The sequence below is a fragment of the Mariniflexile ostreae genome (genome assembly GCF_042427585.1).
GTDB classification, from domain to species: Bacteria; Bacteroidota; Bacteroidia; order Flavobacteriales; family Flavobacteriaceae; genus Pseudalgibacter; species Pseudalgibacter ostreae.
The window spans coordinates 1-13,514 of sequence record NZ_JBHMFC010000018.1 but is presented as its reverse complement, the minus strand read 5'-3'; the positions used below and the strand labels follow the sequence as shown (position 1 = coordinate 13,514).

The window sequence follows — 13,514 nt, the reverse complement described above, 5'->3', positions numbered from 1 at the left end:
GGAATTATACTAAACCAATTTTTAGCTATATTTGAAAACAGGATTAAACTATAAATAATTTAACCCTGAAATTTTGAACTTACACAGATTTTAGGATAGTGTCACTAAAAATTTCTAGTCCTTACTTTTGGGAAAACAGCTACTGCTTTCTTATCGTTTATTTTTCAACCCTTGATTTGCATTAGTAAGACAAAACCTTATCAACTCAATTGAATCAAAAAACGCATTAAAACTATAGATGTTTAGCATTAAGAAGATGTCATCCCTTTTTCTATTTTTTCTTTAGCCCACTCCTCTTCCTCTTCTGTAACAGGAAGCTTATCCTGTTCCTCTTTTTTTTCTGGAGCGTAATTTAACTTTATATACATAGGAAAATGATCCGACCCAATATTTTTTCCTCGAGAGATATCTATCAATGTAAAATCATCACTATGGAAAACATGATCTAAAGGCCAACGCATAAGCAAATACTTAGCATTAAAGGTGTTGAAAAACCCCCTACCTCGTCTTGGGTCTAACAAACCGCTAACTTTCTGGAATATTTTAGTCGTTCTAGACCAAGCCACATCATTTAGATCACCAAATACTAAAGTGCGTTTTGGGTTCGTCTCAATAGACTCTCCAACCAGTAAAATTTCTGCATCTCTATGTGTCGACGTTTTACTTTCGTTAGGACTAGGTGGCCTAGGATGCAGGCAATGTATTTTTGCCTTGAGATTATTTTCCAGTCTCACAAAGCCTTGAATGGAAGGTATATCCTCTTCCACCAAATAATGTACCTCCATATCCTCTAGAGCCAATTTAGAATAAAGATGCATGCCATATAAATTTTTTAAGGGAACCTTTACAGAATATTTATAAGTATCTTCAAGCTTGTTTAAAGCCTGCTCCCACCCCTCATCTGACTCTAAAGTTAAAAACAAGTCTGGTTTTTTTAATTCGATTAGATCGATTAATTTTTGATACTCCCGATTAGTCATCAATACATTGCTAACCAAAATGCTTATTTGGTTTTTATTCTCGCTTCCAGTGTAGTTTAAAACTTGTTTTTTAGCTAAAACCGTATACGGAAATATAAGGGATAGCTGATAAATTAAACACATGATTAATATTCCTAACATAAAGAAATGCCAAGGCTGCATAAACGAGTACACAAAACCAGCCAGTATGATGTTTAACAAAATCAGAACAGAAATCTGTATTCTAGGAAAATCAAATCCTCGAATCCACCAATAATCAAACTTCGTAACGGAGGCTATACTCGGCAGGCAGAAAAAAACATTTATAAATAAAGTAACGATTTCAATGGTGGACATGGATACAATTTGATTTTAAAGAATTAAATCTACAAAGATTAATTAAAAAATCCATGATAAATAAAATCTTATTGGTTTTGATCGTTAACATCATACAAATTAATGCTTACAGAGTGCTATCGTTAGAACGTAATCTCTAAAGTCGAGAAAGGTTCCCTTTAAAAAAACCTCAATAATTATGTTTTAAAATTTATTTTTAAATTCGTAATTAATGAAAAGTCCTTATTATTTTTGCCTATTCATTTTCAGGCGAAGAGAACGAATATTGTATGGCGCTTTTACGTTGTTTTCTTGTGTTAGTGAATTATAGTTAAAAAAAACAACCATCAACACCACAACGCAAGTGAAAACACTAGCAATAAGACTTATAACAATTAAAAAAACATTCCATTTTTTATTTTAAATTGAAATAAAAATGATAATGTTGTAAGAACATAAAACAAGACCTTATAGCTGGTCTTAAATGGTTATAAAATGGAAAAACAAAAGCTTCACCTTTTACTTGCTGATGATGATATGGACGATTGTGATTTCTTTAAAGAAGCTACAGATGAAATACCGCACATTTTAAAACTCACAATTTTAAATGATGGTGTTAGCCTTATGGATTTTCTACTAAAAGAACACACCCACCTCCCAAACCTAATTTTTCTGGATCTTAACATGCCTAAAAAATCGGGAATAGAATGCCTCAAAGACATAAAAGCAAATCATGCTTTAAAACACATTCCTATAATCATTTATTCCACTTCGTTAGATAAAACTGTAGCACTTCATTTATATCACATGGGTGCCCTTCATTATATCCAAAAGCCGGTAGAATTTACAAATATAAAGAAGGTAATTAAAAAAGCGATAGGGCTTCTTTCCAATATTAATTCTGAACAGTCTTCTAAAGAGCATTTTATTATTCAATCTTAAGTTTATCCATGGATACTAACAAAACGAAACATATTTTTTTAGAGCGAGGCGCAGAAATGGGCAAACTTATCCGCGCTAAAGACTGGAGCAAAACCTCTTTAGGCGACCCCATAACATGGCCGCAAAGTTTACAAACCATGGTAAGCGTTATGCTGAATAACCCGTTCGGCATGTACATAGCATGGGGCAAAGATTATACTCAAATTTATAATGATGGCTTTTGCCCCATTTTAGGTTCTAACAAACATCCTCAGGCTTTAGGAAAAAGCTCTCAGGAAACGTTTTCCGAAATCTGGCATATCATTGGTCCCATGTTTGCTAATGTTATGAAAGGAGAAGCCATTTGCCATGAAGACTTTATTGTGCCTTTAAACCGGAATGGAAAAACGGAAGACAGCTCCTTTGATTTTGCTTATAGCCCTATAAGGTTAGCATCGGGAGAAGTAGGAGGCATATTGGTTACAATTAAAGAAACCACCATAAAAAAACAAGCTGAAAAAAATGAACTGGAATTTGTTATAGACGCTGCTCAATTGGGAACTTTTGATTACAACCCTTTAACCAATAAATTTTTAGGAAATGAGCGTTTAAAAAGCTGGTTCGGTTTGCTTCCTGAGGATTCAATAGAACTTACCCATGCGATCGACGCTATAATAGAAAAAGACAGAAACCGGCTAATTGAAACCATTAAAAGCGCGTTAGAATATGCTTCTGGTGGTACTTACGAAATAGAGTACACCATTATAAATGCGGTCTCCAATAAAGAAATTATCCTTCATGCAAAAGGAAAGGTATGGTTTAATGAAGAGCATATAGCATACCGATTAAACGGCACTCTAGAAGATGTTACGAACCATGTATTGGCTCGAAAAAAAATAGAGGAAAGTGAACAAAATATTCGTGCCTTAGTAGAAAATGCACCTTTCCCAATAGGTGTTTACGTTGGTAAAGATATGCGCATAGCTCTTGCCAATAAGTCGATTATGGACGCGTGGGGAAAAGGGTATGATATGGTAGGTAAATTATATAGCGATATCCTCCCCGAATTCGGAAACCAAGACATATTCAATCAAATTCGTGCAGTATTATGTACAGGAAAACCCTTTCACGCAAAAAACCAGCACATAGACATCATGATAAAGGGAGGTTTAAAACGACACTATTTTAATTATAGTTTTATCCCATTAAAGGATGCCTCAGGAAACATTGTTTCTGTATTGAATACTGCCGCAGATGTAACGGAACTCACTGAGGCCAAACAGAAGGTAGAGGAGAGTGAAAGACGTTTTCGGGATGTTGTAAAGCAAGCCCCTCTTGGCATTACCATCTTGCGAGGTTTTGAGAATATTATTGAAATGGCTAATGAAAGCTATTTACAAATAATAGACCATACAGAAGAGCAATTTGTAGGTAAGCCACTTTTTGACACATTGCCCGAAACCAAAGAAGTGATGGGGCCCATTATTGCCGATATTTATAAAACTGGCAATGCTTTTTATGGTTACGAATTCCCCGTTATTTTAAATCGTCGTGGTAAAACAGAAACGGGGTATTATAACTTTGTTTATCACCCTTTAAAAGAAGATAACGCGATATCCGGTATCATGGTTATTGCTACCGAAGTAACGGCCATGGTAAAGGCCAAACATATTATAGAGGAGAATGAAGAAAAGCTAAATCTAATTATTGAAGCTAGTGAACTTGGTGTTTTCGATGTGAATTTAAAGACAAACGATATAGTGGTCTCCGATCGATGCTATGAAATTTTAGGATTTTCACCCGAAGCAGATTTAACACATGAAGATCTTGTCACGCATATTCATCCAGATGATCTTCCTATTAGAAAAGAAGCTTTCGAAAAAGCATTTGTAACGGGCACTTTGCGTTATCAATCCAGAGTCCTTTGGGAGGACCATTCCACACGTTGGATAGACGCCAAGGGAAAAGTGTTTTTTGACGAAAATCATGTGCCAGAACGTCTTCTTGGAACTGTAAGAGATATTACAGAAGAGAAAAACTTTCAGCAGCAATTACTGGATAGAGAAGAAAAGTTTAGTCTTTTGGCAGACTCTATACCCCAACAGGTTTGGACGGCCGATCCTGAAGGGAATCTCAATTACTTCAATCAAACCGTTCTTGATTATTCAGGTTTTACCTTAAAGCACCTCACCAACAACGGGTGGTTAGATATGGTACACCCCGAAGACAGAGCAGAAAACATTAAACAATGGACACAATCTATTCGCACAGGGGAAGACTTCTTAATAGAGCATAGGTTTCGTAAACACAATGGCGATTATCGCTGGCAACTAAGCCGTGCTGTACCACAAAAAGACCCCAGTGGCACTATAAAAATGTGGGTAGGAAGCAGCACCGATATCCAAGAGCAAAAAATGTTTACAACAGAACTAGAAAATATGGTGAAGATGCGAACAAACGAATTGCAGCAAAAGAATATCGACCTTGAAAAAATGAATAAAGAGTTGCAGTCTTTTGTATATATATCAAGCCATGACTTACAAGAACCTTTAAGAAAGATCCAAACCTTTTCATCCCGTATTATAGAAACGGAATATGCAACCTTGTCCGACACTGGTAAAAGACATTTTTCCAGAATGCAAAAATCGGCACACCGAATGCAAAATTTAATACAAGATTTAATTGCATATTCTAGAACCAATGTTCAAGAAATAAAATTTGAAGTTATTGAGTTTATCGATATCATTGAAGACGTAAAAGAAACCTTAAGCGAAGAGCTGGAACAGAATGACGTTACTTTTAAACTAACTAACTTATGCGCCATTAAGGTTATTCCCGTTCAGTTTAAGCAAGTAATGCTTAATTTAATTAGTAATTCCATTAAGTTTGTTAAAACGGGACACGCGGTAACCATTGAAATTAATTCTGAAAACATAAAAGGACATAAAACAGGAATCGAAACATTATCGGATAATAAAAACTATTGTCATATCCGTTTTTCTGATAATGGCATCGGTTTTGAACAACAGTATAACAAAAAAATATTTGAAGTTTTTCAACGGCTTCACAATAAGGAAGATTATGCAGGAACGGGTATTGGTCTAGCTATTGTAAAAAGAATAATAGAAAATCATGAAGGCGCAATTGTTGCAACAAGTGAACATAATGAAGGGGCTGTTTTTGATATTTATATTCCTGCGCCTTAATTTTACACGTTACAATATCTTATTTTTTAAAACTGATAAACACTTCTTGATCCTAGCTTATTTTAAAAATAAAAAAAGTCGTCTGAAATAATTTTCCAGACGACTTTTTTATTACTAAGATCCGTGTTTTTTATGCATCAATTTTTGCATACACAGCGTTCTTTTCAATAAACTCTCTACGAGGTGGCACTTCATCCCCCATTAACATTGAGAAAATCCTATCGGCTTCTGTCCCGTTATCAATTTGCACCAAACGCATGGTTCTAAACTCTGGATTCATAGTAGTATCCCAAAGCTGTTCAGCATTCATTTCTCCAAGACCTTTATACCTTTGTATTTTTGAGCCATCGCCATATTCTGCAATAATTTCGTCGCGTTCTTTATCAGACCAAGCATATTGCTTTCTAGCGCCTTTTTTAACCAAATATAAAGGTGGGGTTGCAATATAAATATGTCCGTTTTCAATCAATTCTTTCATGTATCTGAAAAAGAAAGTTAAGATCAAAGTAGCAATGTGACTACCATCGATATCGGCATCACACATAATTACCACTTTATGATAGCGTAATTTAGAAAGGTTTAAAGCCTTACTATCTTCTTCGGTACCTATTGTAACCCCAAGTGCCGTGTATATGTTTTTTATCTCTTCATTTTCAAAAACTTTATGTGTCATCGCTTTTTCAACATTCAGTATTTTTCCACGAAGAGGAAGAATGGCCTGAAATGCTCTGTCACGTCCTTGTTTTGCAGTTCCACCTGCCGAATCGCCCTCTACAAGAAACACTTCGCATTTTGTTGGGTCCTGCTCAGAACAATCTGATAATTTCCCAGGTAAACCGCCAATGCTCATAACAGTTTTACGCTGTACCATCTCACGTGCTTTTTGAGCGGCGTGACGGGCTTGCGCTGCTAAAATCACTTTTTGCACAATGATTTTCGCGTCCTCGGGATGCTCCTCGAGATAATCTGTTAACATTTCAGAAACCGCTTGACTTACCGATGCTGTTACTTCACGATTTCCTAATTTGGTTTTAGTTTGCCCTTCAAATTGAGGTTCTTGAACTTTTACGGAAATAATGGCGGTCAATCCTTCACGGAAATCATCACCAGCTATCTCAAATTTCAAATTCTTTAACAAGCCAGATTCATCTGCATATTTTTTAAGCGTATGTGTCAACCCTCGTCTAAAACCAGAAAGATGCGTACCACCTTCATGTGTATTAATGTTATTAACATAAGAATGCAGGTTTTCAGCATACGATGTGTTGTAAACCATGGCAACTTCAACAGGAACCCCGTTTTTCTCACCTTCAAAAGCAATAACCTCTTTCGTTAGCGGCTCTCTATTCCCATCTAAAAATTTTATAAATTCTTTTAAACCTTCCTCAGAATGAAATGTTTCTCCCTCAAAAGATCCATCGTCTTTTTTGGTTCTTTTATCAATTAAATGAATAGTAATCCCTCTATTCAAATACGCTAATTCGCGTAACCTACTCGCCAAAGTATCATAACTATACTCTACCGTTTGGGTAAAAATGGTTGGATCGGGCTTAAAAGTAACGATAGTACCACGTTTATCAGTTTCTCCAACCTTTTTAACAGGATACATCGGTTTCCCTTTTTCATACTCTTGCTCCCATACCTCGCCTAATCTATAAACGGTTGCTGTTAAATGCTCTGATAAGGCGTTAACGCAACTTACACCAACACCATGCAATCCACCAGAAACCTTATACGAATCTTTATCAAATTTTCCACCAGCACCAATTTTAGTCATCACCACCTCTAGAGCAGAAACACCTTCTTTTTTGTGCATATCAATAGGGATTCCACGACCGTCGTCTTCTGTGGTTATGGAATTGTCCTCATTTATGGAAACAGTAATATTATTACAATGTCCAGCCATGGCCTCATCAATAGAGTTGTCTACCACCTCGTAAACCAAATGGTGCAAGCCTCGCGTTCCCGTATCACCAATATACATGGACGGGCGCAAGCGTACGTGCTCCATGCCTTCTAACGCCTGAATACTATCTGCTGAATAGTTATCCTTATTAAATTCTTCTTTTGCTTCGCTCATATTATATTTAAATAATGTTTAATGCTTTTCAATCGTTTTAACACAAAGCCCCGCTCTGGCGCGGGGCTTCTGAATAGTAACAAATATACAAAATATTATCACGCCTAAAAAGCATTTAATTAAGGCTCGTAGATAATTATCAACATTTGTTAATTTCCGAAAAACTGCCTTAAATCGCCTATAAATAGCCTTAAATTAGTTTTTAATTTTATTTTTAAAAGTTTTCACCGGAAAAAAATCAAAAAGAGCTTAAAGAGCAAATTTCAGGGTTACATTTTTATTCATAACATCAAAAAAAAAAGACGAACGCTTTCAAATAGGCTTCATTACGATCTCTTTCCCATATAAACCACATAGAACTGTTTAACAGCTAATACCTCTTCTTTTTTAAAGGATATTAGTCTGTTAAACTTTCAAGCCTACATATACCTAACTCCTTAAAACTTTTTGTAATTTTGCCACCCTAAAAGTTTCACTTATAAACCAAACAAAAAGACATGAGTAAAATTATGACCGTAGACATATTGTCTAGTATTAAAGGAGCACAACCCTCTGAGGCTGTGAACAAACTATTTGATGTGATAAAAAATGCCAATGCCACAAATACCAATCCTTTTAATAGTACTCATAATAATTGCGCGTCTTTAAATGATTTGAGAGATGATGTGGTGATTGAAAGTTCTGCTTTAGAAAAACAAATCATCATTGAAAACTTTCCAAAAGAAAAAAACGGCTATTTAGTGGTTTCTAAAGTGATAGAAGAATAATTATGGACTCTCAAATACATAAAATCCACCAACAATTGATGGATAAGGATATAACCTGTACAGATTTGGTGCAGGGAAGGTTAGATTTATTAAAACAAAACACCAATAACACCGTCAATAGTTTGCTAGACATATTAGCATTGGATCTGGCCGGAAAAGTGGATGCTAAAATAGCCAAAGGTGAAACCATAGGTTTATTAGAAGGTATTCCGTTTGGGGTTAAAGATGTGTACATGGTACAAGGCACTTTAACAACGGCAAGCTCCAAATTACTTAAAAACTATAAATCGGCCTATACGGCCACGGCCATCCAAAAACTAATGGATGCAGGTGCCATTCCTTTAGTTAAAGAAAATTGTGATAGTTTTGGTCATGGATCATCCAGTGAAAACACTATTTTTGGAGCGGTTAAAAACGCCATAAATCCAGAGCTAGTTGCTGGTGGTTCTAGTGGCGGGTCGGCTGTAAACGTAGCAAAAGATTATACCGTGTTCTCTATTGGTGGCGATAGCGGCGGCTCTATACGTCAGCCTGCAGGCTACAACCATATATATGGACTAAAACCTACTTACGGACGCATTTCTCGGTATGGTTTAATGGGCTATGCTTCATCTACCGACTGTGTAGGGCCTCTTGCAAAGTCTATTGAAGACATCAGGATTGTATTAAATGTGATGAGTGGCAAAGACACTAAGGATCAAATGACATATGCTTCGGAAACTATTTCAGAAAAAAGCATTTTAAATCATGAACCTATCAAAACCATTGGTTATTTTAAAAGTTTTATTGAAAATGATGCCATTGACCCACAAATTAAATCTGATTTTTTAGCTGCTATTGAAAAAATAAAAGCAAAGGGCATTGCCGTTAAACCTTTGGACTTCTTCGACCCTAATACTCTGGTTTCTACATATTACACATTAACCATGGCCGAAACGGCATCCAATCTTTCACGATTGGACGGTACCAATTACGGTAATAGAATTGAGGCCGAAACCTTAAAAGAAACTTATGCCGTAACCCGTTCTGAGAATTTTTCAGAAGAATCTAAACGCCGCATTGTTGGAGGCAACCAAGTTTTATCACAAGGATTCTCAGACGATATCTATTTAAAGGCCTTAGCGTTAAGAGATACGATTTCTGAACGTTTTGAAAATAACTTTAACGATGTCGATATTATAGTTTCCCCTGTTACTCCAAACACGCCACCAAAAATAGGCAAAAGCTTAAAAGACCCGCTAACCATGTATCTGTCTGATGGCTATACCGTTGGCTTTAGTTTAGGGCAATTACCAACAATTACAGTGCCACAGGGTACGGAAACAGGCCTACAGATTACAGCCGCAAAAAATAATGACGAACTTGTTTTGAAGTTTGCTAACTTCTTAAAAGACACGATATAATGGAACTGGAGCAAATAAATGAGTTACTAAAAAAGCACGAACTTGAAATGGTTATCGGTTTGGAAACCCACGTGCGCTTGAACACAAAAACCAAATTATTCTGTTCATGTCCTAACCAAGAAATAGAAACTCCCAATCATAATATTTGTTCCGTATGTACAGGACAAATGGGCGTTTTACCTGCCTTGAACAAAGAAGCTATAACGAAAGCTATTTACTTTGGGAAAGCCGTAAATTCAACCTTCGAAAACGAGGTGATTTCCTGGGATAGAAAGCATTATGAATATCCTGATAATGCAAAAAACATTCAAATTACACAGTTTCACCATCCTATCATACCAGATGGTGAAGTGTCTTGTTTTCGAAATGACGGTTCCCAATTTACAGTCAATTTAACACAGGTCCACATTGAAGAAGATGCTGCCAAATTGATGCATGAGAAAAAAATATCGCTGGTCGATTTTAATAAAGCGGGGGTGCCACTTATTGAAATTGTTACCGAACCTTGTATCCGGCATATTGAAGATGCCTCTACCTATGCCCAATACATCCAACGTATTGTACAAAATTTAAAAATAAGTGAAGCAAACCTTGAAAAAGGAGAGTTTAAATCGGATGTTTCTGTGTCTTTACGCAAAAAAAGAACCTACGATCTAAACCCAAGAACCGAAATAAAAAACCTGAACTCCTTTAAGTTTATGGTTGATGCTCTAAAAGAAGAAGTAGAAAAGCAACTCCATTATTTCTTAGAGCATAAGGAATTTAGGCCCGAACAAACCACCGTGCTATGGGATGCTGATCTAAAGCAGACCAAAACCATGCGTAAAAAGGAATTTGAGGCCGATTACCGTTATATTTCTGAACCTGATTTGCCTTTTGTATCCATAAAAGACATCGTAAACAACATCACAGTAGATGTAAGCAGTTTACCGTTTGCTGTAGAGTCTATTTTAATAAAAGGTGGCGTTTTACCGCAAGATGCCAAGTTCTTTACAGCAGATTCGTTACGTTCGGAAACCTTTGTAGCGATTAACAATGCCATAAAGGACCCTTCTTTTGTTGCGAAAACACTAGCCAACACCATCAAACCTGAAGACTATACAAGTATTGAGCGTATTTCAGATTTTATTGCGATTTTTAGCTTGTTCAAAGATGAAAAGGTAACACCAGTGTTGGCACAGAATGCCATTAAGTTTTTATTAGAAGACTCTAAATTTGATTATACGACCTATTTTGAAACCCACTCTATCTCCGAAGACAAAATACAGGATGCTATTTTAAAAGTGATTTCAGAAAATGAAACTGTTGCACAAGATATTAAAACAGGAAACCAAGGGAAAGCCGGTATTCTGGTTGGAAAAGTAATTGCCATTATTGGAAAAGGCGCTTCCGGAAAAGTGATTCGCGAAGGGATTTTAGCAGCACTTGCTGGAGGGAACGAAAAAAAGACGCTAGAAAATGAAAGCGAGACGAAACCACAAGCTCCTGGCCAACAAACCATAAAAGTTAAGGATGAAGAGGTACTTCCGCAGATACCGATCGTTATAAAAGAAGAATATAGAACTCATGTAATTTCTGATATTTCAGACGAAAGTATTTCTAAAAAAGTAACCTTCTCTGGATGGGTATCCAGTGTGCGCGACCACGGAGAATTGATTTTTATCGATTTGAGGGACTCTAGCACTCAGGTATTTCAAGTACGATTAAGCAGGGAATCTTTTCCAAATTTAGACGATTTGGTTCGCCTAAAACCAGAGTCTGTTATAATGGTTACTGGAACTATTGTTCAGCGTAAAGAAGATGATTACAACACGGCTCTACGAACAGGAAAGATAGAATTAGAGGCTTCTGTACTAGAAATATTAAACCTATCTAAAACCCTTCCTTTTGAAATAAAAAGGGCCACAAGAACCAATGAAAACACTCGTTTTCAATACAAATATTTAGATCACAGAAATGATGATGTACGCCGTGTTATTGTAAATAGGCACAAGGTTATTAAAATGATGCGCGATATTTTAGATACACAAGATTTCTTGGAAATTGAAACGCCTATTTTAAGCGCCGGAACCGATGAAGGTGCCCGCGAGTTTATTGTCCCAACACGAAAACAAGCTGGAGCCTTTTATACACTACCACAAGCACCTCAACAGTTTAAGCAAATGTTAATGGTTAGTGGTTATGAGAAATATTTCCAAATAGCACGCTGTTTTAGGGATGAAGATTCCCGTGGCGATCGTCAACCAGAGTTTACGCAATTGGATTTGGAAATGGCCTATGCCAGTATGCAACAAATTATAGATTTGAACACAGATATGTTTAACACTATTGTGAAGAACATTTATGGCAATAAGTGGACTTTACGTCCTTTTGAAGTCATAACCTACCAAGATGCGATGGATAAATATGGTTGCGACAGGCCAGATTTACGTTTCGGCCTACAGTTACAGGACATTACCGCTATTGTAAAAGACACCACGTTTCAAGTGTTCAGCAAGCCTATTGATGAAGGCGGAATTGTAAAATGTATAAAAGTATCTGCAGAAGAACAAGGCAACAAACGTTTATCTAAAGGCCAAATTGAAAAACTAACAGCTCTTGCCCAACAGCATGGCTTAGGGGGCTTAGCCTATATTATTGTAAACGAAAACGACTTACAATCGCCTATCATTAAATTTTTAGGTGAAGATATTGCAGCAGGAATCATAAAAACAATGGATGCTCAAGTAGGCGACATTGTGTTTTTCTCTGCAGCAGATTATGCTACAGCAAATAAAGCATTGGATGCCGTACGACAAGAATTAGGGCACATGCTTCATTTAATTAATCCAAAGGAACTGCGCCCAGCATGGGTTGTCGATTTCCCCATGTTTGAGAAAACAGATGAAGGCCGCTGGACCTTTACCCACAATCCTTTTTCCATGCCGGCCATTTATGATATTGAGAAACACATGACTGGTAAGGAAGAGGAAATAGGCAGCATTATTGCACAACAATACGACCTGATATTGAACGGTTATGAAATTGGCGGCGGCTCTGTACGAGCACACAAACCAGAGATATTAGAAGCCACATACAAAAACATGGGCTATAATAAGGAGGAGATGATGAAGAGTGTGGGCACCATGTACAAAGCGTTCCATTATGGTGCACCTCCACACGGTGGCATTGCTTGGGGCGTAGATCGTTTAATGATGATTCTTGAGAAAAAAGCATCGATACGTGAAGTTATGGCTTTTCCTAAAACAGGAACCAGTGAAGACCTCCTATTTGGAGCCCCTTCCCTTTTATCTGACAAAAAGGTGGAAGAAATGAATGTGAAAGTCATGAAAAAATAATTCCGCTTACATGTTTTTGGATACAGTATCCCCAAAAAATCCTGATAGTTTTCTATCGGGATTTTTTTTATAAAAACGCATGGTATCCCGTCCGCTTTCATGTGAAATCGCACAAAACTCCATAGGCTTTAGATTACTTTTATCTACATTAATCAGGCTTTTACAACACTTCATCTACTCTCTTAACCAAGAAAAACATCTTTTTATAAAACGCGATTTTTAAAATATTATATGAATTATTCTATAAATATTATAATTTGTAATATTATTTCTATACATTCGCCGTTATTAAGACAATGTTTTAGAAATTTTCTCTCTTTTTCCAAAATAAGACCATGTCCATTAGGAAATTTTAGGCCAAGGGCTTAAATACCAATTGAGAAACGTTCAAGAAAAAAAATTTTTGATGCTTTCTCTTTTTTTTTATACTAGTCAGAAACTTAAGAAAAGCTTTAAAGTCTTAAAAAGACCATTTAATTTAATTTTTAAAAACCAATTTATTAT

The 13,514-nt window shown here is 36.3% G+C and carries 7 protein-coding genes; 5 read left to right on the top strand and 2 right to left on the bottom strand.

The window, feature by feature from the left end; translation table 11 throughout:
* Window positions 1-248: 248 nt before the first annotated feature.
* Complete coding sequence (locus ACFFU9_RS06155) at window positions 249-1,316, bottom strand: endonuclease/exonuclease/phosphatase family protein (protein WP_379860521.1); 1,068 nt, start codon at window positions 1,314-1,316, stop codon at window positions 249-251.
* A 474-nt stretch (window positions 1,317-1,790) separates the two neighbouring features.
* Between ACFFU9_RS06155 and ACFFU9_RS06150 the strand changes: the two genes are divergently transcribed.
* Window positions 1,791-2,237 carry a response regulator gene (locus tag ACFFU9_RS06150; RefSeq protein WP_379860520.1) on the top strand — a complete coding sequence of 149 codons (447 nt, stop codon included), beginning with the start codon at window positions 1,791-1,793 and terminating at the stop codon, window positions 2,235-2,237.
* 8 nt (window positions 2,238-2,245) lie between these two features.
* The gene (locus tag ACFFU9_RS06145) at window positions 2,246-5,422 is read left to right on the top strand and encodes a PAS domain-containing protein (protein ID WP_379860519.1); all 3,177 of its coding nucleotides are present in this window, start codon (window positions 2,246-2,248) and stop codon (window positions 5,420-5,422) included.
* 130 nt (window positions 5,423-5,552) lie between these two features.
* On the opposite strand, the gene gyrB is transcribed toward ACFFU9_RS06145, so the two are convergent.
* Window positions 5,553-7,502, bottom strand: coding sequence for a DNA topoisomerase (ATP-hydrolyzing) subunit B (gene gyrB / locus ACFFU9_RS06140; protein WP_379860518.1), 1,950 nt, complete (start codon window positions 7,500-7,502; stop codon window positions 5,553-5,555).
* 497 nt (window positions 7,503-7,999) lie between these two features.
* Here gyrB and ACFFU9_RS06135 point away from each other — a divergent pair, with 497 nt between their 5' ends.
* Genes ACFFU9_RS06135 through gatB/aspS form a run of 3 tightly spaced genes read left to right on the top strand, consistent with a single transcriptional unit; the run spans window position 8,000 to window position 13,010 of the window.
* Window positions 8,000-8,269, top strand: a complete 270-nt coding sequence (locus ACFFU9_RS06135; protein ID WP_379860517.1) for a hypothetical protein — start codon at window positions 8,000-8,002, stop codon at window positions 8,267-8,269.
* Window positions 8,270-8,271: 2 nt separating this feature from the next.
* A complete protein-coding gene (locus tag ACFFU9_RS06130) occupies window positions 8,272-9,672 on the top strand; it encodes an amidase family protein (protein WP_379860516.1) in 1,401 nt (466 codons plus the stop codon).
* The gene (gene gatB/aspS / locus ACFFU9_RS06125; protein ID WP_379860515.1) at window positions 9,672-13,010 is read left to right on the top strand and encodes a bifunctional amidotransferase subunit GatB/aspartate--tRNA ligase AspS; all 3,339 of its coding nucleotides are present in this window, start codon (window positions 9,672-9,674) and stop codon (window positions 13,008-13,010) included. Before ACFFU9_RS06130 ends, gatB/aspS begins: the two co-directional genes overlap by 1 nt.
* Window positions 13,011-13,514 lie beyond the last annotated feature (504 nt).

Bases quoted from the DNA above. Each gene is read 5' to 3' on its own strand.
- ACFFU9_RS06155 (WP_379860521.1), bottom strand. From the start codon at position 1,316: ATGTCCACCATTGAAATCGTTACTTTATTTATAAATGTTTTTTTCTGC.
- ACFFU9_RS06150 (WP_379860520.1), top strand. From the start codon at position 1,791: ATGGAAAAACAAAAGCTTCACCTTTTACTTGCTGATGATGATATGGAC.
- ACFFU9_RS06145 (WP_379860519.1), top strand. From the start codon at position 2,246: ATGGATACTAACAAAACGAAACATATTTTTTTAGAGCGAGGCGCAGAA.
- gyrB (WP_379860518.1), bottom strand. From the start codon at position 7,502: ATGAGCGAAGCAAAAGAAGAATTTAATAAGGATAACTATTCAGCAGAT.
- ACFFU9_RS06135 (WP_379860517.1), top strand. From the start codon at position 8,000: ATGAGTAAAATTATGACCGTAGACATATTGTCTAGTATTAAAGGAGCA.
- ACFFU9_RS06130 (WP_379860516.1), top strand. From the start codon at position 8,272: ATGGACTCTCAAATACATAAAATCCACCAACAATTGATGGATAAGGAT.
- gatB/aspS (WP_379860515.1), top strand. From the start codon at position 9,672: ATGGAACTGGAGCAAATAAATGAGTTACTAAAAAAGCACGAACTTGAA.